At 38.6% G+C, this 24,733-nt stretch carries 23 protein-coding genes and 1 other annotated feature; of the genes, 4 read left to right on the top strand and 19 right to left on the bottom strand.

The features are described 5' to 3' along the window. Positions 1-310: 310 nt before the first annotated feature. The 6 genes from metG to rsmG form a co-directional block, all read right to left on the bottom strand. Positions 311-2,245: a methionine--tRNA ligase gene (gene metG / locus Q0K35_RS11200; RefSeq protein ID WP_294562949.1), complete on the bottom strand. Its 1,935-nt coding sequence runs from the start codon at positions 2,243-2,245 to the stop codon at positions 311-313. A 31-nt stretch (positions 2,246-2,276) separates the two neighbouring features. Next, positions 2,277-2,471 (bottom strand) — a binding site (T-box leader). Positions 2,472-2,499: 28 nt separating this feature from the next. After that, entirely contained in the window at positions 2,500-3,954 is a 1,455-nt protein-coding gene (locus Q0K35_RS11195; protein ID WP_294562948.1) for an RDD family protein, read from the bottom strand. A 50-nt stretch (positions 3,955-4,004) separates the two neighbouring features. Beyond that, entirely contained in the window at positions 4,005-4,883 is an 879-nt protein-coding gene (locus Q0K35_RS11190) for a ParB/RepB/Spo0J family partition protein (RefSeq protein ID WP_294562947.1), read from the bottom strand. A gap of 1 nt (position 4,884) precedes the next feature. Continuing rightward, positions 4,885-5,661, bottom strand: a complete 777-nt coding sequence (locus Q0K35_RS11185) for an AAA family ATPase (protein ID WP_294562946.1) — start codon at positions 5,659-5,661, stop codon at positions 4,885-4,887. Between the two features lie 9 nt (positions 5,662-5,670). Beyond that, complete coding sequence (locus tag Q0K35_RS11180; protein ID WP_294562945.1) at positions 5,671-6,423, bottom strand: ParB/RepB/Spo0J family partition protein; 753 nt, start codon at positions 6,421-6,423, stop codon at positions 5,671-5,673. Position 6,424: 1 nt separating this feature from the next. Then, positions 6,425-7,126: a 16S rRNA (guanine(527)-N(7))-methyltransferase RsmG gene (rsmG, locus tag Q0K35_RS11175; RefSeq protein WP_294562944.1), complete on the bottom strand. Its 702-nt coding sequence runs from the start codon at positions 7,124-7,126 to the stop codon at positions 6,425-6,427. 254 nt (positions 7,127-7,380) lie between these two features. Between rsmG and Q0K35_RS11170 the strand changes: the two genes are divergently transcribed. Continuing rightward, a complete protein-coding gene (locus Q0K35_RS11170; protein ID WP_294562943.1) occupies positions 7,381-9,153 on the top strand; it encodes a Na/Pi cotransporter family protein in 1,773 nt (590 codons plus the stop codon). Positions 9,154-9,541: 388 nt separating this feature from the next. On the opposite strand, the gene fba (Q0K35_RS11165) is transcribed toward Q0K35_RS11170, so the two are convergent. The 3 genes from fba (Q0K35_RS11165) to Q0K35_RS11155 all read right to left on the bottom strand — a co-directional run bounded on the left by fba (Q0K35_RS11165) (position 9,542) and on the right by Q0K35_RS11155 (position 11,375). Beyond that, entirely contained in the window at positions 9,542-10,408 is an 867-nt protein-coding gene (gene fba / locus Q0K35_RS11165; protein ID WP_071441127.1) for a class II fructose-1,6-bisphosphate aldolase, read from the bottom strand. A 140-nt stretch (positions 10,409-10,548) separates the two neighbouring features. After that, positions 10,549-10,881 carry a DNA-directed RNA polymerase subunit delta gene (rpoE, locus tag Q0K35_RS11160; RefSeq protein WP_294562942.1) on the bottom strand — a complete coding sequence of 111 codons (333 nt, stop codon included), beginning with the start codon at positions 10,879-10,881 and terminating at the stop codon, positions 10,549-10,551. Between the two features lie 101 nt (positions 10,882-10,982). Continuing rightward, positions 10,983-11,375 (bottom strand): DUF1934 family protein, encoded by a 393-nt coding sequence (locus Q0K35_RS11155; protein WP_294562941.1) that lies wholly within the window; start codon positions 11,373-11,375, stop codon positions 10,983-10,985. 87 nt (positions 11,376-11,462) lie between these two features. Here Q0K35_RS11155 and Q0K35_RS11150 point away from each other — a divergent pair, with 87 nt between their 5' ends. After that, positions 11,463-13,313, top strand: a complete 1,851-nt coding sequence (locus Q0K35_RS11150) for a transglycosylase domain-containing protein (protein WP_294562940.1) — start codon at positions 11,463-11,465, stop codon at positions 13,311-13,313. Positions 13,314-13,315: 2 nt separating this feature from the next. On the opposite strand, the gene Q0K35_RS11145 is transcribed toward Q0K35_RS11150, so the two are convergent. The 4 genes from Q0K35_RS11145 to ispF are packed head-to-tail and all read right to left on the bottom strand — an operon-like array spanning position 13,316 to position 16,772. Continuing rightward, entirely contained in the window at positions 13,316-14,287 is a 972-nt protein-coding gene (locus Q0K35_RS11145; protein WP_294562939.1) for a S66 peptidase family protein, read from the bottom strand. A gap of 18 nt (positions 14,288-14,305) precedes the next feature. After that, a complete protein-coding gene (locus Q0K35_RS11140; protein WP_294562938.1) occupies positions 14,306-15,514 on the bottom strand; it encodes an HD domain-containing protein in 1,209 nt (402 codons plus the stop codon). A 4-nt stretch (positions 15,515-15,518) separates the two neighbouring features. Next, complete coding sequence (locus Q0K35_RS11135) at positions 15,519-16,286, bottom strand: HAD-IIB family hydrolase (RefSeq protein WP_294562937.1); 768 nt, start codon at positions 16,284-16,286, stop codon at positions 15,519-15,521. A gap of 12 nt (positions 16,287-16,298) precedes the next feature. Next, positions 16,299-16,772 (bottom strand): 2-C-methyl-D-erythritol 2,4-cyclodiphosphate synthase, encoded by a 474-nt coding sequence (ispF, locus tag Q0K35_RS11130; RefSeq protein ID WP_294562936.1) that lies wholly within the window; start codon positions 16,770-16,772, stop codon positions 16,299-16,301. Between the two features lie 201 nt (positions 16,773-16,973). Here ispF and Q0K35_RS11125 point away from each other — a divergent pair, with 201 nt between their 5' ends. Continuing rightward, the gene (locus Q0K35_RS11125) at positions 16,974-17,477 is read left to right on the top strand and encodes a helix-turn-helix transcriptional regulator (protein ID WP_294562935.1); all 504 of its coding nucleotides are present in this window, start codon (positions 16,974-16,976) and stop codon (positions 17,475-17,477) included. Between the two features lie 339 nt (positions 17,478-17,816). Here the strand turns inward: Q0K35_RS11125 and Q0K35_RS11120 are convergent, their stop codons facing one another. Further along, positions 17,817-18,419 (bottom strand): DUF308 domain-containing protein, encoded by a 603-nt coding sequence (locus Q0K35_RS11120; RefSeq protein WP_294562934.1) that lies wholly within the window; start codon positions 18,417-18,419, stop codon positions 17,817-17,819. A gap of 217 nt (positions 18,420-18,636) precedes the next feature. Here Q0K35_RS11120 and Q0K35_RS11115 point away from each other — a divergent pair, with 217 nt between their 5' ends. Continuing rightward, positions 18,637-18,999: a response regulator transcription factor gene (locus Q0K35_RS11115; protein WP_294562933.1), complete on the top strand. Its 363-nt coding sequence runs from the start codon at positions 18,637-18,639 to the stop codon at positions 18,997-18,999. 4 nt (positions 19,000-19,003) lie between these two features. On the opposite strand, the gene Q0K35_RS11110 is transcribed toward Q0K35_RS11115, so the two are convergent. The 5 genes from Q0K35_RS11110 to fba (Q0K35_RS11090) form a co-directional block, all read right to left on the bottom strand. Continuing rightward, positions 19,004-20,212, bottom strand: coding sequence for a DUF4179 domain-containing protein (locus Q0K35_RS11110; protein WP_294562932.1), 1,209 nt, complete (start codon positions 20,210-20,212; stop codon positions 19,004-19,006). Further along, complete coding sequence (locus tag Q0K35_RS11105; protein ID WP_294562931.1) at positions 20,205-20,702, bottom strand: sigma-70 family RNA polymerase sigma factor; 498 nt, start codon at positions 20,700-20,702, stop codon at positions 20,205-20,207. The genes Q0K35_RS11110 and Q0K35_RS11105 overlap by 8 nt, the downstream gene beginning before the upstream one ends. 94 nt (positions 20,703-20,796) lie before the next feature. Continuing rightward, positions 20,797-21,324 carry an anaerobic ribonucleoside-triphosphate reductase activating protein gene (nrdG, locus tag Q0K35_RS11100; protein WP_294562930.1) on the bottom strand — a complete coding sequence of 176 codons (528 nt, stop codon included), beginning with the start codon at positions 21,322-21,324 and terminating at the stop codon, positions 20,797-20,799. A 1-nt stretch (position 21,325) separates the two neighbouring features. Further along, positions 21,326-23,671, bottom strand: coding sequence for an anaerobic ribonucleoside triphosphate reductase (locus Q0K35_RS11095; RefSeq protein WP_294562929.1), 2,346 nt, complete (start codon positions 23,669-23,671; stop codon positions 21,326-21,328). 185 nt (positions 23,672-23,856) lie between these two features. Then, complete coding sequence (gene fba, locus Q0K35_RS11090; RefSeq protein WP_294562928.1) at positions 23,857-24,702, bottom strand: class II fructose-1,6-bisphosphate aldolase; 846 nt, start codon at positions 24,700-24,702, stop codon at positions 23,857-23,859. Positions 24,703-24,733 lie beyond the last annotated feature (31 nt).

The raw sequence follows: 24,733 nt of genomic DNA, 5'->3' as shown, positions 1-24,733 counted from the left end.
TAGACTCTCAGATCATGAAGAATGATGTTCTTCAGATCAGGGAATTCACGGTAATAGAAACGGTTGGAAAGAGAAAAAACTTTCATGATGCCTCCTTGATAGAAAAAAGAGTATTCACACAGATATTCTATCATAATAGAAACTATAATGATAATATAATTCAAAATTAATAACACATAATATCATAATATAAAATATACTTAACTTTTTTCAATCTCTTTCATTATCTTCCTGTCCATCAAAATTGAAATTTCCTAATATATGAAAAAACCTCCATAAGCTTATCCACTTTTGGAGGTTCATAAAATATTTATCTTACGATACTGCCTTTAGGTAAATCGCATAAAGCCAAAGCAAGCTTTTCATTATCAGCAGTTTCACCTACTAAAATCATACCCTGACTCTCTACTCCTCGTAACTTGGCAGGTTTTAAATTTGTCACAACAATGACCTTTTTCCCCTTCATATCTTCAGGTGTAAAGTGATCTGCAATACCACTGACGATCTGACGGACATCACCATTGCCGCAATCAATCTGTGAAACTAAAAGACGATCTGCTTTCGGATGTTTCTCACAAGAAAGAACTTCTCCTACCTTTAATTCCAATTTTGAGAAATCATCAAACGTAATTTCTTCTTTTTTCTCTTCCTTTACAGGTTCTTCTTTCTTAGAAGCTGCATGGTCAGCAGCAATTCTTTCCAGCATTTCTTTTTCATCAATACGTGCAAACAGAATTTCAGGTTTTTCTGCAACCTTGATTCCACACTCTAAATTTCCAAAGGTTTCACAGCTTTCAAACGAACGCTGCTGCGTATTTAAAGCATTTAAGATCTTATCACCTGTTTCCGGAAGAAAAGCACTCAGCTGGATAGCAGCAATACGTATCGATTCAAGCAGGTTATATAAGACGGTGGACAGACGATCCATCTTACCTTCTTTCGCTAAAGTCCAAGGTGTTGTTTCGTCGATATACTTGTTGCAGCGCTTCAATAAGGTGAAGATCTCACTGATCGCATCACCTACGCGCAGCTCATCCATCTTCTTTTCCACTTTCTTTGGCGTATCTAAGGCCAGTGCAATTAATTCCTTATCAACTTCTTCTTCACTCTGTCCTTTGTTTACTACACCATCGAAATATTTATTGGTCATTGAAATCGTCCGATTTACAAGATTACCTAAAACATTCGCAAGATCAGAATTGATCCTTTCGATCATCAATTCCCATGTGATCGTACCATCCTGTGCAAACGGCATCTCACTTAAACAGAAATAGCGGACGGCATCAACACCAAAATAATGCACCAGCTCATCAGCATAAATGACATTTCCCTTAGATTTCGACATCTTACCGTCACCCACTAACAGCCAAGGATGTCCAAATACCTGTTTTGGTAACGGTTCACCTAAAGCCATCAGCATGATCGGCCAATAAATCGTATGGAAACGAAGGATATCCTTTCCGATGATATGTACATCTGCCGGCCAGTATTTTTTATATTTCTCACCATGATTGCCATCAGGATCATAACCAAGACTTGTGATATAGTTGCTTAAAGCATCGATCCATACATAAACCACATGCTTCTTATCAAAATCCACAGGAACACCCCATGTAAAGGTCGATCTCGATACACACAGATCCTGAAGGCCCGGCTTCAAAAAGTTATTGATCATTTCATTCTTTCTTGATTCCGGCTGGATAAATTCAGGATGAGATTCGATATGATCGATCAAACGCTGGGCATATTTCTGTAAATTAAAGAAATAAGCTTCTTCAGTTGCTTTCTTTACAGGACGTCCGCAGTCAGGACATTTTCCATCTACGAGCTGGCTTTCCGTCCAGAAAGATTCACAAGGAGTACAGTAAAGACCTTCATATTTACCCTTATAAATATCTCCCTGATCATAAAGCTTCTTAAATATTTTCTGTACTGTCTTTACATGATAATCATCTGTCGTACGAATAAAATAATCATAATCAATATTCATCAATTTATAATTCTCTTTGATGACCTCAGCTACGGCATCAACATATTCCTGCGGACTGACTCCTGCCTCCTTAGCCTTTTCTTCGATCTTCTGACCATGTTCATCCGTTCCTGTCTGAAAAAATACATCATATCCCTGTTTTCTGCGATAACGGGCAATCGCATCTGAAAGGATGATCTCATAAGTATTACCAATATGAGGTTTCCCAGATGTATAAGCAATTGCAGTAGTTATATAGTATTTTCCTCTATCCATATATTTTCCTCCATAAAAATAAAAGATTCCGTCAAAGGACGAAATCTCGTGGTACCACCTTTATTCGTGCATTGCTGCACCTCTTTCACTTAACGCGTGTTACGGCTTTCCCTCTTCGAAAAAGCGGTTCAGAAGCCATCTTCATCTGTTCTTTCATATGCCCTTCCACCAGCCGGGCACTCTCTATGCTTCAAAAACAAACTACTCTTTTCGTCATAACCTTTCTCATATTATAGGTGAACTTTTTAGGTTTTTCAACCTTTTTCACTCACTTTTGTTTCACTCTTTGTCAAACAGCGATTGATCAATATCGCTAATAATTTTTCATATTTGCTTTCAGCCTTGGAATCACCCAGCTGGATCATCAAACCATTATCTCCATAATAGTCACTTCCGCAGCTAACAAAGCATGCACAATCACGAGCAACCTTTAAATAACGTCGAATATCCTCTTCCTCATGATAAGCAGAGAATATTTCCATACCTTCCACACCCTGTGAAAGAATTTCTTTTAATAACTCAACATCATCTCCACAGCTTTTCTTCGGATAAGCCAATATCGAGATACCCTTCGTTGCCTTGATCGTTTCCAGCACGCTTTGAAGCGTCATCAAAGGCGCTTCCACATAACACTCCTTTTTAGGTGCAAAATAATCCGCATATAAATGCTGAAAAGCATTTTCCTCATCATCACGATAAGGCTTTAAAAATTCCACATCTTCATACAACGGATTTTTAAGCACTTCATTGATGAGCATCTCCGGTGTAACGATACCGCTTGTCGTCTGATTGACCAGCCTTGAAAGATTCATATCGATGCCGCTCACCTCTTTGAACTTCTCGATCCTCTCTGCCGAAGCTTTGCGCTGTAATCTCAGATGCTCATTTCCCATCTCCACAAACAAAGGATCCTTATAATCAATGCCATATCCTAAGATCGTGAGCGGATAACCCTTATATTCACAATCCATCTCGATCCCCGGAATATATGAGATACCATAAGGCTTACTTAACACCTCAGCCTCAAAATTTGCTTTTACGCTGAATCTATCAGTAATGCTTAAGACCTGAATCCCCAAAGCACTTGCTTTCTGAAAGATTTCTTCCACTGTATCCATACCATAGATGCTGTATTTGGAATGAGCATGCAGATCATAATGATAAAAGCTTTTACCTCTTTCCAATACGGGCAACTCTTCTTTTTCTTCGTCCTTGGCTTTTTTTTTGAGATCCTCTGCTTTCTCAGCAACCGCCGCAATGCTGACCGGTTTGGTACGGCAGATAAAATCAACGATACCTCTTCCATATTTATCAAGAAGGATCACGATCAAATTCAACATGATATAAATCGGAATCCCGATTCCGTGATAAATATAGAAACATCCTAAGAATGCAAGACCACCAAGCATCTCACGAAGCATTCGCTGTGCCGATGAAGCCTTTTTATTAGAAGTATTTAAAATACGAATATCATAAACTGTCTGTCCCAAGGTCTTTCCATATACATACGTAATAAAAGGATTGGTAATGACAAAAGATGCAAATATGATATAACGGATCGTATCATCCAAAAATGTCATGACCGTTGCCGGTAAAAAGCCGGCCAATATGATAAAAATGATGAGATCCCACACCAAAAGAGGGATAAGTGTGATAACTAAATCGGTCGTCACTGCCATAAATCTTGAGAAAATATTTTTTTGTTTCATCTTATCACTTCCTTTTATTATTATATACGATAGATTCCCATATTTCAAAACTATTCGTCCAAACAGCCCAGAATTTCAAGAATTCTATTCAAATCATCGACACCATGATAAGAAATGACGATTTGCTTCGTATCAATCTTTACTTTTGTCTGAAATTTCTCTTCCAACCGATGATTTAAGTTTTCAATGAAAGGATCTTCTTTTGGCGCCGTTTTCTTCTTTTTAGGTTCATTCATTTCCTTTACTAAAGCTTCAACCTTACGAACGCTCAGATGTTCCCTGATGGCCTGATTTGCCAAAAGAATCAGATCCTCTTGATTTTCAACTCCCAAAAGAGCACGGACATGTCCCATTGAAAGCTTACCATCCAGCACCATTTTCTGAACAGCTTCAGGCAGCTTTAAAAGACGCAGCATATTCGTCACATGCTCACGGCTCTTGCCTATTTTTTTTGCCAGCTGTTCCTGAGTCATATTTAATTTTTCAATGATTTTCTGATATCCCTGTGCCTCTTCGATAGCATTCAGATCTTCACGCTGCACATTCTCCAAAAGAGCAATTTCCATCATTGCTTCATCATCAAAATCAACGATGATGGCCGGTATTGTTTCCTTATTGGCCATTTTGCTCGCTCTCAGTCTTCGCTCACCGGCAACCAGTTCATAACCGGATACGGCCTTCTTGACAAGGATCGGTGTAAACACTCCATGGATTGCAATGGAATCAGCCAGCTCCTGTAATTTATGTTCATCAAACTGTTTTCTAGGCTGATATGGATTCGGCTTGATTTCATTTACATCGATTTCAGTGGTAGAAGTGCTGTTATGTTGGATATCTTCAAGAAGATCGGTAATATTCTCTCCAAAGATCGCATCCAGCCCCTGTGTGGCAGCCTCTAAACCATGCCCCAGTTTACTTTTCTTTGCCATTCTATACCTCCTTCTGATTCTGTTTTACAACTTCACTTGCAAGGCCTGCATAAGCCTTCGCACCATCACATCTTACATCATATTCAAAAATTGTTTTTCCATGAGAAGGACTCTCTGATAATTTTACGTTGCGTGGTATGTAATTGCGATACACCTTTTCCTTAAAATGCTTGCGCACGTTCTGTTGTACCTCCACACTTAAATTCGTACGTGCATCATACATCGTCAACAACACTCCTTCGATCACTAAATTCGGATTGAACAGCTGCTGGACAAGACGAATCGTTAAAAGAAGCTGGGTTACTCCCTCTAATGCATAATATTCACACTGAATAGGAATCAGCACGGAATCTGCCGCCGTCAAAGCATTGGTATTTAATAAACCCAACGAAGGCGGACAATCAATGATGATAAAATCATATTGATCCTTGACCTCATCCAGCTTTGTCTTTAACAGCTTCTCTTTGCCTACTTCAAATTTCACCATCTGCAAATCAGCCCCCGCTAACTGAATATTGCTTGGAATCAGATCGATCGGTGGAAAATCAAGCTTTTTTACGACATCTTTGACCCGAAACTTTTCCATGATCAGGTTATACACGGATAGCTTATTCCCCTTGGCACTGCCGCCAACACCTTGTGTCGCATTACCTTGCGGATCAAAGTCAACCAATAACACCTTCTTGCCTAAATAACCTAAGCCTGCTGCCAGATTAATGCTTGTCGTTGTTTTGCCTACGCCGCCCTTCTGATTTGAAACTGCGATTATTTTTCCCATATGCTCACCCTATTCCTTTGGAAAACGGATCGTCATCGTATATCCATCTTCATCCTCATATTCACTTAAATCAGCTTTGATCCCTGCTCGCTGAATCATGGCATAAGCTTGCCGAACGGTGTTCAGCGCAATCTTGATTTCTCTGGTAAAGCCTTTTAATTTTACTTTTTCTTTCTTCTCCTGCTTGATCAGATTTTCCGTCTGTGAAACATTCAAGCCTTTTTTTACGATCTTATCCAGCATCTCCTGCTGCTTTTTTTCATCCATGCCAACTAACGAACGGGCATGACGTTCAGTAATGATCTTGCTGCTAACGGCATTCTGCACATTCTCAGAAAGATTCAAAAGACGGATCTTATTGGCAATCGCACTCTGACTTTTCCCCAGCTTCAACGCCAATTCGCTCTGCGTACAGCCGCTGACCTTCATGATCTGAACAAAGGCCTTAGCTTCTTCGATCGCACTTAGATCCTCACGCTGAATATTTTCCACTAAGGCAAGTGCCGCCATCTGCGACTCCTGCACATCCATGACATTGGCCGGGATCTCCGTCATGCCGATCATCTGACAGGCACGATAACGACGCTCTCCGGCAATGATTTCATAATAACCATACTTCTCTTTTAATGTTACCGGCTGTATCAATCCATTTTCCCGTATTGACTGCGCCAGATCCATCAGGCTTTCCTGATTAAACTCGATTCTTGGCTGATATGGATTGGCTACGATCTTTTCAATAGGTACCATTAATATTTCTTTCATACTACTCACCTCTTAACGGATTCTTCTTCATCTTAGAAAATGGACGGGGATATTTTTTAGGTGTTGGTCTTACCTTCACACATTCAATATTGATACGGCTCATTCCCTCCAATGAAGCTTCAAAAACATGTTTCACTTCACAGCCTAAAAGTGTCAAAGCCTTTTGACTCTCTTTCAGCTCTTCTCTGCCATTAGCCCCCTTCATCACGACAAAGCGGCCCCCTACTTTCACTAACGGAATACACAGCTCACATAATAAAGGCATATTGGCAACAGCCCTTGCTGTTACAAAATCAAACGATTCCCTTAATTCATGACATTCTTCCGCACGCGCATGAAGCAGCACTGCTTCGATTTTCAAAGCATTGCACAGCTCATTTAAAAAGGTTACTCGTTTTCCTAATGTTTCTATGATAGTCACATCCAATTTCGGATTCATGATTTTTAAAGGAATGCTCGGAAATCCCGCCCCGCTTCCAACATCACATAAGCTTCCGCTGAAATTTATATCAAAGCTGGGAATCAATGAATCATAGAAATGCTTCATATAGATGCCTTCTTCATCTGTAATGCTTGTCAGATTCATCTTCTGATTCCACTCAGCCAGCATCGATGCATAAATTTCAAACTGTTTCTTTTGAATATCATTCAATTTTATCTGATGTTCATTTAATTTTTCTTCAAAGCGGTCAACAATTTCCATATATTCCTCCAGTCACCCTATTATACCAAAATTCTAATCACATCAAAATAGAAAAGTGAGGATTTTATGAAATCAAAATATTCTTATATCCCCTTCTATATTTAAAAAAGTACAAAAAAACACATATTTCTTCAAATATACGTCAAAATCATCTGATTTTTACAAAAATTCTGCTTATTTTACTTTTATTTTACATAATGCTGATAACTATTTTAAATAAATCTGATAAAACATGAATGAAGGAATGATAAATTATGGATATATTTGACTTTTTAACAATGCTTGGAGGCTTATCCCTCTTTTTATTCGGTATGAATATCATGGGGCAGGCCTTAGAAAGAAGAGCGGGAAGCAATCTGCGCTCACTTCTCAGTAAGCTGACATCCAATCGAATCGTCGGCCTCCTGACAGGATTAGGAATCACCGCTGTCATCCAGAGTTCATCAGCGACAACCGTCATGGTCGTCGGCTTCGTGAATTCCGGATTAATGACCTTGAAGCAGGCAATCAATGTCATCATGGGTGCCAATATCGGTACGACCGTAACTGCATGGCTATTGAGCCTTACAGGCATTACCAGCAGCAATTTCTTTGTACAGATGCTGAAGCCTTCTTCATTTACACCGATTCTGGCTGTCATCGGAGTGATTCTTTATATGTTCTGCAAGAACACGAAGAAAAACGATACCGGCCTGATCTTTCTTGGATTTGCGACATTGATGTTCGGTATGGAAACGATGTCCAATGCTGTCAGCGGTCTTGCAGATGTGGAAGCTTTCAGAAATCTCTTCATTACTTTTGAAAATCCGATTCTGGGAATGCTGGCAGGTGCCATCCTGACGGGAATCATACAATCAAGCTCTGCTTCGGTAGGAATCCTGCAGGCATTGGCTGTTACGGGACAGGTTTCCTATGGTGCCGCTATCCCTATCATCATGGGACAGAATATCGGTACCTGTGTGACGGCCCTGCTGTCTTCGATCGGCACAAATAAAAATGCAAAGCGGGCGGCCATGGTCCATCTTTCATTTAATGTTATCGGAACGATCGTATGGCTCAGCGTATTCTGTATCGTGAAGGCTTGGTTTGATCCTGTATTATTAAATCAGCCGGCATCGCTGGTGGGTATTGCTGTGGCACACTCTTCTTTTAATATTTTGTGTACGATACTCATGCTTCCGCTTTCTGATTTCTTAGAAAAGCTGGTCATTTTCTTAGTACCGGATAACAAGGATGCCGAAGACGACAAGCATGTCGAATTAGATGAACGTCTGCTCACTACACCGCCCATTGCCCTGAAAAGATGTCGTGAGGTAGCAGCAGATATGTTTACCTGTTCATCAAAGGCATTAAAGAACAGCTTAAAAAGCTTAGATAACTATTCATCCAAGCTTGCTGAAAGCGTCCGTGACAAAGAAGAACGCGTGGATTATTATAAGGATATCCTCAGCTCCTATCTGGTAAAGCTCAGCACCTATCAGATCAGCGAAGCCGATAGTGCCGAAGCCGCCAAGCTTCTTAAGATCATCAGTGATTTTGAGCGGATTTCCAATTTAGCGGTGAATCTTCTGGAATCAGCCGAAGAATTAAAGATCAAGGATCTTCATCTCAGCAAAACGGCCGAAAAAGAAATGAACCTTTTCATTGAGGCCATCAATGAAATCCTGAAGCTTTCCCAAACCGCCTTTCTTAACAATGATCTTGAAGCCGCTGAAAGGGTCGAACCACTGATGCAGGCCATCGACACACTTAAAGAAGAATTGCGAACACGTCATATCCAACGCTTGCAACGAGGAGAATGCAGCATTGAAGCCGGATTTGTCTGGACAGACATTCTGACAAACCTGGAACGAATATCCAGACACTGTTCAAGCATTGCCCGCAATGTGATCGATATTTCACTTGAAGACATCAATCTCCATGAATATCTTCGCAATATGCGAAGCACCAATGAAAGCTTCAAAGAAAATTATCTTTCATATCTTAATAAATATTCTCCAAAAAATATAGAAGCTCAAGCAGCATAAAGATATGCCAACAACGGCATATCTTTTTATATATCTTCAATATAATGAACTTCAGATTCATTCCAACATTTCATATAAACTCTTTCTTTGCCATCAAGATTCAATTGATACATACGAAAAGTTATTTTTGGGCTGCCATAACTCACATAAGAATAACAATACTTCATACCCAAATGTTTCATAACCCTTCCACTGGCCTCATTTTTTACATCATGCGTAGCTGTGATATAAGGAAACGAATCTTTTTTTAACTGTTCGATCAATCCTCTTAATACACAAGTCCCTGATGCCAGTATTTCTTACTCAGAACATAGCCAAGATCATGACTTTTTTCCATACTGAGTTGAATATATGTACATAAAAAAATGCATCTTCCGATGCATTTTAATTAAGCTTTATCATTTGAACCGAATTCTACGATCTTAGCCTTTACTAATTCTTTGATAGCTTCTGTTCCCGGAGCTAACAGCTTACGAGGGTCGAATCCTTTACCAACCTGATCCTTACCTTCTTCGATGTATTTACGAGTAGCTTCTGCGAAAGCGATCTGGCACTCTGTATTCACATTGATCTTGCTGACACCTAATGAAATTGCCTTAGCGATCTGATCAGCAGGAATACCTGAACCGCCATGCAATACAAGTGGCTTACCATTTGTCTTAGCCTGAATCTGTGCCAATACATCAAAATTCAATCCGGCCCAGTTTGCAGGATACTTACCATGGATGTTTCCGATACCGGCAGCTAAGAAATCAACACCTAATGCAGCAATCTTAGCACATTCTTCCGGATCAGCAACCTCACCTGTACCGATAACGCCATCTTCTTCACCACCGATAGCACCTACTTCACACTCAACAGAAATTCCTTTTGAGTGAGCTAATTCAATGATTTCTTTTGACTTTGCAACGTTTTCTTCAAAATCATATTTTGAACCATCAAACATAACTGAAGAGAAACCAGCTTCGATACAAGCCTTTGCACCGTCAAATGAACCGTGATCCAAGTGTAAAGCAACCGGAACCGTAATTCCTAAATAATCGATCAATTCCTTGACCATAGCTGCTACTGTCTTGTAACCACCCATGTATTTTCCAGCACCTTCACTTACACCTAAGATCACAGGTGAATTCGTTTCCTGTGCTGCCTGTAAGATTGCTTTTGTCCATTCAAGGTTATTAATATTGAATGCTCCTACAGCGTAATGACCAGCATGGGCCTTTTCCAACATTTCTGTTGCGCTAACTAATGCCATAATTTCTTCCTCCTCTATTTTCTGCACTTTTATTATACTCAATTTCCATGCAAAGTTAAAGCAAGAAAATTTAAAAAATTAAGAAAAATATATTTGTTCATAAGAAAAGCAGAGAATATTCCTCTGCTCATATCAAAACACTAATATTTTTCTTCGTCTTTTTCGTTTTCTTCTTCCTCGTCATCTAAATCAAATTCATCATCTTCATCGCCATCATCATCCATAAATTCCGCAGTATCGATCACCGTTTCACTAAAAGTATGGCGACTTCTTAAATCCCATTTGTTTTCACCCATGTTCACAAAGCGGCTGTCTAAACACAAGTCAGAATAGAACTGCGCAATCATGTCTTCCTGTTGGGAAGGACTTAAAGCTTCGATTTGTGAAATTTCTTCCCAAAGCTTTAGAAAAGGTGTGGGTTTCTTTTTCTTTGTCAGCAGGTTATACGCAATATCAAGCTTTGATGCTTTCATGTAAATCCTCCTCCCTTCCATTAACTTTCCTATATATACAACGCTTTACATGTGTTGTCAAGAGTTTCTTTTCGTAATAAGAATATGTGCCAAATCCCAAACTATACCACTTTTCTGATTTTAATGCTTAATCGGTAAGATTCGACCACATGACTCTCATGCATGACATCATAAATAAGCGTGATCATTTCTTCTTTTTGATCATAATGACGTGTATAAAGCCCGATCTCTAATATACCGTATTGGCTTTCGATCAGCCCTTTTGTCTTCTGTTTTAAAATAAAATCCAACGTGGATCGATTCTCACAATTACGATATATCGTACACCCTTTATCATCTCCCTTGATTTCCACCGTACCCATATAAGGCTTTTTTTCCTCAAAAGAGAAATGAAAATCATGTACATTTTTCTCTGCTTCTATGATTTGATCACATAAAAGAACCTCTTCTTTCGTCGTCAGATTTTTTTGTTTTACGGATACCTTATATTTCATGAGTATCATTATAGCGATTCTTTTTCTGATTACAACATTTTTGATTAAGAATTTCTTTTTTTTCGCATAATAAAGATGAGGTGTTTTATGAAAAAAGCTTTGAAATGGTTTTTTGGCGGATGCAGTTTTCTTTTTTTTATCTTTCTATTGTTTTTCGGCTGCGCCAAGCTCATACCGTTAGACCTGACATCAAAAAAAGAGAAAATAACGCTTTATGATATCAATCAGGAAGTATTTTATGAATCTAACTTCAATGAACAGCTTACTTGGCGTCAATTAGATGAATTTCCTGATGAACTTCTTGAATTTATCATCCAGATCGAAGATAAGCGTTTTTATGATCATTTGGGATTTGATCCGATTCGTATCGCAAAAGCAATGATCACGAATCTTAAGGCAAATAAAATCGTGGAAGGCGGCAGCTCGCTTTCCCAGCAAATGGCCAAGAATCTTTTTTTAACGAATCAACAGACATATTCACGAAAGCTCCAGGAGCTTTTTTATGCCGCCCAGATGGAAATGCAGTACAGCAAAGAAGAAATACTGGAAAGTTATCTTAATACATTATACTTTGGACATGGGATCTATGGATTTCATGAAGCCAGTGAGTTTTACTTTAATCAGCCTTTACAGGATTGTTCGCAGGCAGAGATGGTCATGCTGATCGGAATCATCAATGGTCCTTCTTTATATTCACCGTTTATCGATCTTGAAGCTTCCATGGAGCGGACGCATCTTTTATTGACCTATCTCAAAGATGAGGGAATCCTAAGCCAAATTGAGTATGAGCATGCTGTAAATGAAAAGATCGCACTGGCAGAAGAAAAATATGAGGATGAAGATGCCTCCTACTATATTCAGGCTGTCTTAGATGAAATGAATGCATTAAAGATTGATACTTCATCAGGAATTTCAATATATACATCCTATGATCCTAAGGCCCAGCATGCCCTCAGCACCTCGATACGCTCACACGCCAGTAGTGATGCCTGTGAAAGCAGCGGCATCATCCTGGATCCGTCAACAGGCTCGATCGCAGCGATCAGCGGAGGCAAAAACTATACGACAAGCGAATATATACGGCCGCTGTATTCTAAACGTCAGGTAGGCTCTACCATCAAACCTCTGTTGTATTACAATGCACTTAGGGCAGGCTTTACGCCATCCACTCTTTTTATGTCGTCACCTACGACCTTTCAGATCGATGAAAATACGACCTATGCACCTATTAACTATGATAATCGTTATCCTAACCGTGAGATTTCAATGATCAATGCGATTGCCGTTTCTGATAATATCTATGCCATGAAAACACACTTATTTTTAGGTATGGATGTCTTAAGCGATTCTCTCAAAGCTTTTCATGTCGAATCCGATCCTCTTCCCTCATTAGCTCTGGGAACCGTTGAAATGTCCCTCATGGAGCTTACTTCTATCTATAATACATTTGCATCCATGGGCTACTATACCAAACCGACGTTTATCAAAGCAATCTATCAGGATCAAAAGGTGCTTTATGAAAATGAATATAAAAAAACGATCAGCCTGGACAGCGATACCGTCCTTGTCTTGAATCAGCTGCTGACAAGCACCTATGATATCAAAAATAAAACCGTAACGATGCCTACTCTTGTCAATACAGCCCCAAAAGTCAAAGTGGCCGCTAAATCCGGTACCAGTGATTTTGACAGTTTGATCGTTGGTTACAATCCGGATTATACGATTGGGATATGGAGCGGTTTTGACGATGCGCGCATATTAAAAGAGGAATATTTTCAAATATCTAAGAAAATATTCCAAAGTACATTCAATCAGCTTTATGAAGATGAAACAGTATCCGGCTGGTATCAGAAAAGTAAAAACATTGAAGCACGCATCGTAAATCCCATTACCGGCAAGGAATCACTGTTAGGAAGTGAATACTGGTATCTGAAATAGCTTTATTGGCATTCGAAAACAATTCTACCTTGTCCTTTATCCACTTGAAGCTTCATGATCGCACCATTGATCATGATCATTCTTGGACTTGTATGTCCGATATCACAGTTATATATATAAGGAATGTCCTCCAAAGCTTCTTTTAAGGCATCCTGATACGTCATTCCCGTATGGTTGCTTTCAAAACAGGTTCTGCCAAACAAAACTGCTTTTGTATAATTAAAATAATTGGCGTATTTCATCTGTAATAATGTCAGATAGACATCTTCAGCACTCATTCCATAATTATCAAAATACCAGATGATCCCATCTTCTTTATATTTTTCTATGAAAGAGGATGTCGCATCATATCGGGTTCCCATAAGGTCTTTGATCACCTCTAAACAGCCGCCGATACACCTTCCGCTCACATCGATCTTCTGATCATGGCGCCAGATAACCTTTTGGTCAAAGATCAGTTTTTCTTCCTGATAATTCTTTTGTGACTGAAAATAATCAAATGATGTTTGGACGATCAGATTTCCTTCCATGATCTTTAAGCTTTTCTCTACATAATCATGTTCAATATAAAAGGAGCCGGCATTCATACCATACAGACTGGCAATGTCATATCTTGTCGTCAGGATATAGAGAAGTGAAGTAGGATCGGAATATCCCATATACCATTTTGGATGCCGGCATATCAGATCCCAATCAATATAAGGCAATATTTCAAACATAAAATCACCGCCGCTGGCACACAGGATCATCCTTGCTTCATCATCTAAGCATAATGCTTCCAACTCTTTTGCACGAACAAATGCCGTATTGGAACGATATCCGCTGTTACGGACACTGGCTGTTTCTTTGATCTGATACTTTTTCATAAGACGCTGAATAGAACATTCATATTCATCGAGCTTCATGCCTACGCCTTTGCTGGGCGCACAGATACCAATCGTTTCTTTTGATTTTATAAATTTAGGATAATACACAGTTTTTCTCCTTTTATTCTATTTTATAGGAAAGAATGCTTTTTTATCTTCCTTTAGTTTTCCATGGACAATGGCAGATACGATATCACTGACAACGGACAATTCTTCAATGGATCCATTCTCTTTTAAAATCCAGATATTATGTCCTTCACCGCTTTTATAAGGCTGGTATGGCCGCTGTCTGGCTTCATCATGAATCACATAATATTTTGGATCATAACCAAGCTGACGCACCTTTTCTTTAATTTTTGCCAAATCATCTTCATCATAGATCGTTTTATATTCAAATAGATCCCGATTTAAAAGACGACGGGCCAGATCCGCAACAATCGCATCATCCGATTCACTCAGCAGTGTAAAGCCATATAAAGCGGCTGATTCATCCATCTTAAAATGATCTTCGACCGTATCCTGCTGCTTCAAGAACGGCTGGAACATCCGAATGTGATCCAGCTTGGAAGGATCGCTCGCATAAAGATCCTTCAATCGTTTAAAGACGCTGTGTAAGATCCCTTCATAGCTGCGTGTTACCGGATGGAAATACACCTGCCAGTACATATGATAACGTGCCATGATATAGTCTTCGACCGTATGAATCCCGCTTTCCTTCATCACGATCTTACGATCCTTGACCCGCATCGTACGCAAGATCCTTTCCAGATCGAAATTACCATAGCTGGTTCCTGTAAAATACGCATCCCTTAATAAATAGTCCATACGATCAGCATCCAATTGTCCGGAAACGATCTGATTTAAGAGATCATTAGGATGAGAGTAATCAATGATCGATGCTACTTTATCCGGAAAATCATCGGCAATGCCGCTTAAAATATGATGAATCTCAGTATCCTCTAAAATAATCCTTCGTGTATAGGTTTCATGAGTCGTAGGTGTAATGGCTTCAAAGGCATGAGAAAAAGGACCATGACCCACATCATGAAGCAAGGCAGCACACATGACCGTTACCTTATCCTCTTCGCTCAGATCTTTTAATCCGCTGACCTCATTCACCATTCTTCTTGTGATCTCATACACTCCCAGGGAATGAGCAAAACGTGAATGCTCTGCGGTATGATAGACCATATAGGTACCACCCAATTGATGGATCCTTCTTAAGCGTTGAAATTCTTTGGCATTGATGCAATCCCATATGACTTGATATTCAACATGAATATATCCATGCACAGGATCGCGCATGACCTTCACTTCGTTTGTTTTCGCAAACATGATCTCACCTCGCTTGAATATCTGCAATTGCTGCCTCTACGCTATCGACGACATGATCCGCCTCTTTTTGAATGGCTTCAGTGGCACTTTGAACGGTATAGCTTTGAAATTGACGAAGCATTCCTACATCATTATAAGAATCTCCTATGACAAAAACCTCATCGGCTTCTGTATGCATGGCAATTATTTCTACCGCATGCTCTTTGCTGGCATGCTCACCGACGATGTCGATAAAGCTCTTGTTGACATAAACGCTGCACCCAAGCTTCATTTCCTTTAGCTTTTCAGATAAAAGAAGCGCTTTTTCCTCACTTCCGCAACTGATCGAACACATATAGATATCGTCATCAATTTCATGATAATCTTTGACATGACAACGATATAAAGATCGATGATGCAGTTTAAAGAGCCAGTCATGGATATTAAAATGAAAGCTCTTATGAAAGACCTTCGTAAGAGAAAGGATGCTTATTTGCGAAACACCTTCCTTCATTAAGACATCATAAAGACGGTCTAAATCAATTTTTAAAGGATCGTCATATAAGACCTTACCTTTAGAATCCAGAATTCGTCCGCCATTATAAACCGCCAAGTAATCCGGACGGAAATCTGTATCTTCAAAATGACTGAGAACAGATGCAGCATCTCTGCCGGTTACGATTGCGAAAACATTCTTTTTTTGAAATACACTGGCAGCAGATATATTTTCCATGAACATTTTTTTATTTCTGAAAAAAAATGTTCCATCAAAATCTGAGGCTAAAAGCTTCATGACTTCACTCCTTTATTTTTCTACTAAAACGCTGGCAATTGCCAATACGCCTTCTTCATGTCCAACAAACCCCATTTTTTCACCACGGGTCGCTTTTACACTAACACAATCAACATCACATTCACAGACAGAAGCAATATTTTCTCGCATCTTTTGAATATGTGGTGCCATTTTCGGCTTTTCAATATTGATCGTTGAATCAACATTAACAAGATGATAGCCTTTCTCTTTCATCATCTCTACACAGCCTTTTAAGATCAGCATCGAATCCATGCCTTCTGTACTTGATGCTGTATCAGGAAAATGTTTTCCAAGATCACCTAATGCCAAGGCTCCTAAAATTGCTTCGGCGATCGCATGCAGCAGGGCATCGGCATCACTGTGTCCATAACATCCCTTCACATGTTCAATCTCTACACCACCCAATATCAGCTTACGTCCTTCTACGAGCTGATGGATATCCATCGCATTTCCTATTCGTATCATAATTTCTCCTCTTGAATGGCTTTATTATAACACTTTTTCTACAAAAATACTTTTCTTATATGAATTTACATATTTATTATAAACCGGATCTAAGGGTTATTTCTTTAAGATGACAACTCTAATTGACAAATTGTAAACTTCCTTTTCTTGCAAATAAAGCTTACAAATTCTATACTACAAGTAGATGAAGGGAGTGCTACTATGTCATTAGGAAAAAACATTTACAATTTAAGAAAAGAAAAAGGATATTCTCAAGAGGAGCTTGCTCATAAATGCAATGTTTCCCGACAGGCGATCAGCAAATGGGAAGCCGATGAGGTCATGCCGGACACCAATAATCTTTTAATGCTCAGCAAGATCTTTCATATTACGATTGATGAGTTACTAGAAAATGAAGTTCATACGGCAAAGCCTGATACATTTGATAAAAGTGTTCGTCTTGTCAGAAAACACTGGGCAAAAATTGGTTACTATTTAATATACTCCGGTATCGTTGCTCTTGTTTTCTATTTTTTATCAAGAGCAATGACGCCATCATTCTTAAGATCTGGATCGATGTATGGTGACTTTTTCACTGATTTTACGAATCCCGTCGCAGATCCTTTTACATTCATGTCAAACTTTGTACTTATCTTTGGTATCATCATATTAGCTGCAGGAATCGGTCTTGTTATCTACGATTATCGAAAAAATAAAAAGAAATAATAGGGATGTAATAAAAAGGGCATAAATAACCACCGTCAAAACCGGTGGTTTTTAGCCGTGCTTACACAGCGCATGTCACTCCGCCTTATACTTCCTGTTTCCCACTGCCCGTAAACGGGTCTTTGATCTTGGACACTATGATATAATAACTGCGTACATTTATTTATTGTTCGTATGCAGAAAGTTGTTGTACGTGTTTGAATAAGAAAGGAATTATAAAAAAAGGAATTGAAAATTTCTGATGGTCTTCAGCATATAAAAAACAGTATAACTCATTTTTCTGAGTTACACTGTATCTTAAAAAAACCTTTTCTTAACGAGTCAAAACTGACACTATTTTTACTCAACATCTATCTCCTCAGCATCTGAATCAATGACCATATTTTCTACTTTCGATTTAAAATCTTTTACCTTCTTGCTTAGAATAAAGATCGTAACCAAATCACTGATGCCATTTATGATCAGCGAAATACCGACAAACACGATCACTGATAAATACGCCGCAAAAGGATAAAAGACCATCAAAATACCCAAAACAACACTGATCACAGCTACAATCATCACGATCCACCATCGATCATAACCCAATCTTTTCAAATCCCATGCATTTTGTATTTTCACTACACTGTCGACCATGACAACAATACCTAACACTACAGGCAGCGTTCCGATCAATATTTCGGGAACCATGATCACATAAATACCGATTGCCGCTCCTAAAATACCCTGTACAAGATCATAGCGATAGTTGACAAAAGGTGATTTTGTCCTTTGATACAAGATCAGATGGAAAACACCATAGATGATTGCAAGCCCGCCGATCAGATAACAGATTGCATAGCCGCTCACTTTCGGAAATACGACAAGAATCAATCCTAATATCAGATAAAAGATAGCCAGCAGAATCATATTCCTTTTTAAGTCCTTGATCATATCTAACATTTGTATCACCTCTATGACTATTATATCCGTCTTTGATCATACTTTCCAATTTCTTCTTACATATTTACTATTTTGGTGAAATCTAAACCCACCAAATCAATAAAATGAATATCTCAAAGAATGGTCATATGATGATAACAGCATAAGCTTTTAAAGAGAGTTTTTTATAATTTACCTCTTCTAAAATAATTGAGAGGATAATAATGATATCAATGACATGATCGTCCAATATTTACATAGCCATGATTTTAAGCTTATTCAGGTACCGAAGGTCTTCTATATTCTAAAAACCATGAATATGACTGGAATGGATGGTGAAACGGTATTATCAAAAATCAGAGAAACATCGGAGATTCCTATCATTGTCCTGACCGCTAAAGACAGTTTAAATAGCAAAGTTGAAATATTAGGTGCAGGAGCCGATGATTATCTGTGTAAACCTTTTGAATTAGAAGAATTATTGGCACGAATCCATGTTCAATTAAGAAAGAGAAATAAAACTTCTTCCAATTCCTCAATATTTAAAAAGCTTGTCTTAAACAGTGAAAAATTTGATGCTTCTATTGATGAAACACCTTAATTCATCAATATATTACCCTCAGTTTTTCATTAACCGTCACGATATTGCCTGTATTTAATGTAAATGTGAGCTGATCCGTATTCTCCAAGGTTTCTTTACTAAAGTGATATTCATTATAAACACTCTTCTCCTGTGTTATGCTCCACGATTGATAAGTCGAATTCAGCTCAGAAAGTAATAATTGACTACAATCATCTCTGAGAATGTTCTTATTTTTTATGATCAGATCAAGACCGCCATATTCATCATAGCTTGCTTCCACAAGCTCAACGCTTTCTGTTGGATCATTCAACGTTTCACTTTCTATATCAAATGTAACGATTCCCGGTTTTTCAATGAGTTCTACCGATTCAAGAATGATTTCAAAATCATCACTTATAAAATATGGTGTATCAATAAAATATATATTATTCAAAGCAAGTATTCCTAATCGTTCGATTTTTTCACCGTTGATGATAAGTGTGAATTCCGGATGTGCAAGTGTATATTGATTTTTTTCATCTTCCTGAACATAGATTCTTACTGATAATGGATAGATTTCAATTTTTTCGATCGTCAGTTTCTGATCTTCAATGTCAAATGTTTGATTGACCATGACTTCTTTCTTCTTGGCAATCTTGCTCATATCGATCGGTAATTCTACATGTAAGATCTGTCCCCGATATTGAACATCCATATAAAATGATGAATAAGCACTGATATCTTCACCTTCAATAAGAACATATTCCATCATATCATAATCATCAGATGGTGATAGATATGAAACGCTCCCTTTATCTTCATCAGATGGGAATACGGAAAGAGTATATTCTCCTATAGTAAGTTTTTCATCATCTAAATAAACATTATAGAAAAGATAGATTGATCTTTCATCTACAAGCATGCTGTCAACTACGATCTTGAAATTATCTTCTTCAACGGTTAAATTTAATACTTGTACATAATCGTTTTCCATCGCAAATTTAATGCTTTCATTGATATTTAAGGCCTCTGTCAGCTTATTTAAGATAGGGATATTCCTTGTCGCATTCACAAAGCTTTGGGATGTATTAGAAAGTATAAATAAGAGGGCAAAGATTGCGGTAAATGATTGAAGGAAGCGGATCGAGAAGTGTTTTCTTTTATGTCTTTTCATTTGTGTACGAATAAGCTCTTCACTGAAATCAAAATTTGAAGCTGCTTTTTTCCATTCATCAAATTGTTTTTTATTCATACTCTCCCTCCTTTAACTGATATTTCAATTCTTCAAGTATTTTGTAGTATTTTGATTTGATCGTACTTAAAGGCATATTTAAATACTCCGCAATCTCTTTGAGAGTCGCTTTTTCAAAAAAATGTAAGATGATGATGCTTCTTTCCGGTTCATCAAGTCCATAGACCATGGAACGCAAAGGAATATCTTTTTGATGATCATCATGGAGATCGATTTTTAATTCAAAGTTCTTTTTCTGTTGATTGATTTCTTTTAAACAATTATTGATCAATATGCGTATCAGCCATGTATCGAAGTATTGAGGTTGACGGCATTTTTTTCGATTCTTATATGCCTGATAGATCGTTTCGGAGATTGCATCTTCACACATGGCATCATTTAGGCAATATTTATAAGCGATACGCTTTAGTTTTTCTTTTTTCTCCATGATAAGCTTCACAAATGCTTCATCATCATTTTTTAAAGCTCTTTTTATATGTTTCTCATCCATGATTCCTTCTCCTTTCATCTATTAGATATTATAAATATCAAAAAAGTTTAAATTTTTCATTTAAAGTATATAAGAAAAAAGCTGAAAATAAAACTTATTGTTCTATCTTCAGCTTTTCGTTTTCTTCATCATATTTACTTAATATCACTTTATCTTCTTTCAGAGATGCCTGTACATCAATAATACGTTGATTCAATGATCCTTTGAATTTGAGCTGATAGTGTTTTTGATCATTGATAAAACGTCCATCGACCAATACATCTACATATTGAAGCAATTCAAAACAATCTTTCTTTTCAAGCAGTTCTTCATAAAGATAACCACTGTAAGCCCATATATTTAAGTTCTTTTTCTTTGCCGCCTTAGCAATTTCTATAAGAGGCAGGGGCTGTTCAAAAGGTTCTCCTCCAGAAAAGGTAATTCCCTGCTGCAGCTTGATGTCATCCAACAACGCAATGATCGTTTCCACATCTTCTTCAAAGCCGCCGTTGTAATCATGGGTCTGCGGGTTATGACAAAACGGGCAGTGATGCGGACAGCCCTGTGTCCAAACAACGATCCTTAATCCCGGTCCATCGACGATACTGTCAATATTGCACTTGCCTGCTAATCTTATTTTCATCTCAGACATGTTTTACACGATCATGCTCTTCAGCTCTTTTCGCATCATTAAAACGATCGACCGTTCCTACCAGATATCCTGTGATACGGCGGATCTTATCGAATTTTACTTCACCTTTTGTTTCATCACGACCGCATTTCGGACAGCGATGTCCTTCGATAACACCCGAATAACCACAAACCGGATCACGGTCTACCGGATGATTGATGCTTCCATAGCCCACACCGCTTTCCTTCATACAGCGCACAACCGCTTCAAAGGCTTCGAGATTGTTGCATGGATCCCCATCCATTTCCACATAAGAAATATGTCCGCCATTGGTCAACTCATGATAAGGAGCTTCGATCTTGATCTTATCAAACGCACTGATATGATAGTAAACCGGCACATGGAAACTATTTGTATAATATTCACGGTCCGTTATACCTTCAATGATGCCGAAACGCTTTTTATCCATACGTGTAAAGCGACCGGCCAATCCTTCTGCCGGAGTAGCAATCAATGAAAAATTCAAATGATCTATATTCATTTGCTGATCCATGCGCTCACGCATATGGGAAATGATCTTCAAGCCTAACTTCTGTGCCTCTTCGCTCTCTCCGTGATGAACACCGATACATGCTTTCAAGCATTCCGCAAGACCGATAAAACCTAACGTCAGGGTTCCTTGTTTCACGACATCTTCCAACGTATCATTCCAGCCCAGCTTATCTGAACCCCGCCATATTCCCTGTCCCATAAGGAAAGGAAAATTCTTAACTTTTTTATTAGACTGGATCACAAGTCTTTCTTTTAACTGGGCAATCACCGCATCGATCTTAGAATCCAGCTCCGCAAAGAAACCAACCTCATCAAACTTACCTAATGTCACAACTCCATGCTTGATACCGATGCGTGGAAGGTTGATCGATGTAAAAGAACAGTTTCCTCTGCCTGTAACCGTTGACTCACCATTGATATTACCCACTACTCGTGTACGGCAGCCCATATAAGTCGCTTCTGAATCAACATTGCCCGGTATATAATACTGTTTATTGAAAGGGGCATCCAAAAAAGAGAAATTCGGGAAAAGCCGCTTGGCTGAGCAGCGCATGCTTAGCTTGAAAAGATCATAGTTAGGATCTTCTTCATTATAGCTGACCCCTTCTTTTACTTTAAAAATAAGGATCGGGAAGATAGGCGTTTCCCCATTTCCAAGCCCTGCTTCCTGTGCTAATATCAGATTCTTCGATACCATCCTTCCTTCTTCTGAAGTATCCGTACCGAAGTTAATGCTTGAGAACGGCACCTGTGCACCTGCACGAGAATGCATCGTATTTAGATTATGGATAAAGCCTTCCATGGACTGATATGTCTTTTTATCTGTTTCCTGGTAAGTTTCATCATAAGCAAATTTTTCTATCTTTTCAATATCACTTTCAGAAAGCTCATATTTATCTCTTAATAATTCTCTTTGTTCATCCAGATATTCCTCAGGCATATTGATTTTTGGATAAACACCTTTATTGTGTTCAATCGCTTTTAAATCATCTGAAACATTCACATCCAGACCTTTAAACAATTCAACGGCCTTTTTCACATTTTGATAATATGTTTTCTTAAATGTCTTTTCAACGCCCGGCGCTAAATAATAATCAAAAGCAGGTACGCTCTGTCCGCCATGCTGGTCATTTTGATTGCTTTGAATAGCGATCGCTGCCAACGCTCCATAAGACATGATATCCTGTGGCTCTCTTAAAAATCCATGTCCCGTAGAAAAACCGCCTTTAAATAACTTTGAAAGATCAATCTGACAGCAAGTCAACGTTCCCATGTTCATAAAATCCATATCATGTACATGAATATCTCCATTTTCATGAAGCAGAGCATGCTCCGGATTCATCACCTGGCTCATACAGAATTCTTTTGAAACAGCACTTCCATACTGAAGCATGGTACCCATGGCCGTATTTCCGTCAATATTGGCATTATCACGCTTCAGATCACTTTCATTTGAATCAGAAAAAGTTATTTCCTTGATCGATCTCATCAGACGACTCTTCATATTGCGAATATTCGTTCTTTCAGCGCGATATAGGATATACTTTTCACTTGTCTTCGCATGACCGGTTTCGATCAATACTTTTACGACTGCATCCTGAACCTGTTCCACAGAAGGAATAGAATCCCTATATTCTCTATTTAAAAGAGATACGACACGATCGGTCAGATACTCTGCGGTACTGTAATCTGCCTCTGTGCCCTCTTCTTTTGCCACCTGTGTAGCCGCTAAAAAAATGGCTCGTGTGATTCGCTCCGGAATGAAATGATCTTCACGTCCATCTCTTTTTCTGATCTTAGTAATCATATGTAAAGCCTCCCAATTTCTTCTCTAAAATGTCCTTTGTTTTTTTTATTATAGACTTTTTAAATATCATTTACAATGTGTTTGACTATGAAAGTCATTTACATTTTCATGCCTTTTTTTGTCAAAAAAAGAAAAGAAATCAAACCCCTGTTATCAAAAAGATTGGTCTGATTTCCTCTTTTTTTCTATATCCGATTTGTACTGCCTACCACCTGCATTTTATCCATGACATATTGCTTGACATATTCGCGCCCTCTTGTTCCGTATTTCTTCGGATCGAAGACATCAGGGTTTTCAGCCAATATTTCCTTGACCCCTTTCGTATAGGCAATTCTTAGATCCGTGGCATAATTGACCTTGCAGATACCACGCTTTACACATTCTTTTACGACATCATCATCAACACCGCTGGTTCCATGAAGCACCAAAGGAATATCTACGACTTTGCGGATTGCACTTAAACGCTCCAGATCCAGCTTCGGTGCATGCTTATACACACCATGTGCCGTTCCGATTGCGACAGCTAATGAATCACAATTGGTGCGTTCTACAAATTCTTTTGCCTTTTGTGGATCGGTATAGCCTCCTTCACCATTATCAAGACTATCCTCTTTGCCACCTACCGTACCCAGCTCTGCTTCAACAGGAATACCAGCACCATGAGCCGCTTGTACCACTGCTGATGTCAAAGCGATATTTTCTTCAAATGACTTTGGAGAACCATCGATCATGATCGAAGTATAACCACACCTAAATGTCTGCATCGCTAATTCAAAGCTATTGCCATGATCCAAATGAACCGCTATCGGTACTACTGATTTCTGTGCCAATGCCTTGACATTCGCAAAATATAATTCAGGACTTGCATACTTTAATGTAGATGGTGTCGTCTGAATGATGACTGGTGAACGCATTTCTTCGGCAGCGGCAATGACCGCCTGTACCATTTCCATATTTTCCACATTGAAGGCACCTACTGCATAGTGATTTTTTTGTGCTTCAAGAAGCATTTCTTTCGTTGTTACTAACATAACACCACTCCATTTCAGCTATTATCAGCTG

The organism is uncultured Traorella sp., from assembly GCF_944327115.1.
Taxonomy (GTDB): Bacteria; Bacillota_I; Bacilli_A; order Erysipelotrichales; family Erysipelotrichaceae; genus Traorella.
The sequence above is the reverse complement of the archived record's forward strand: the minus strand, read 5'-3'. Positions and strand labels throughout refer to the sequence as shown.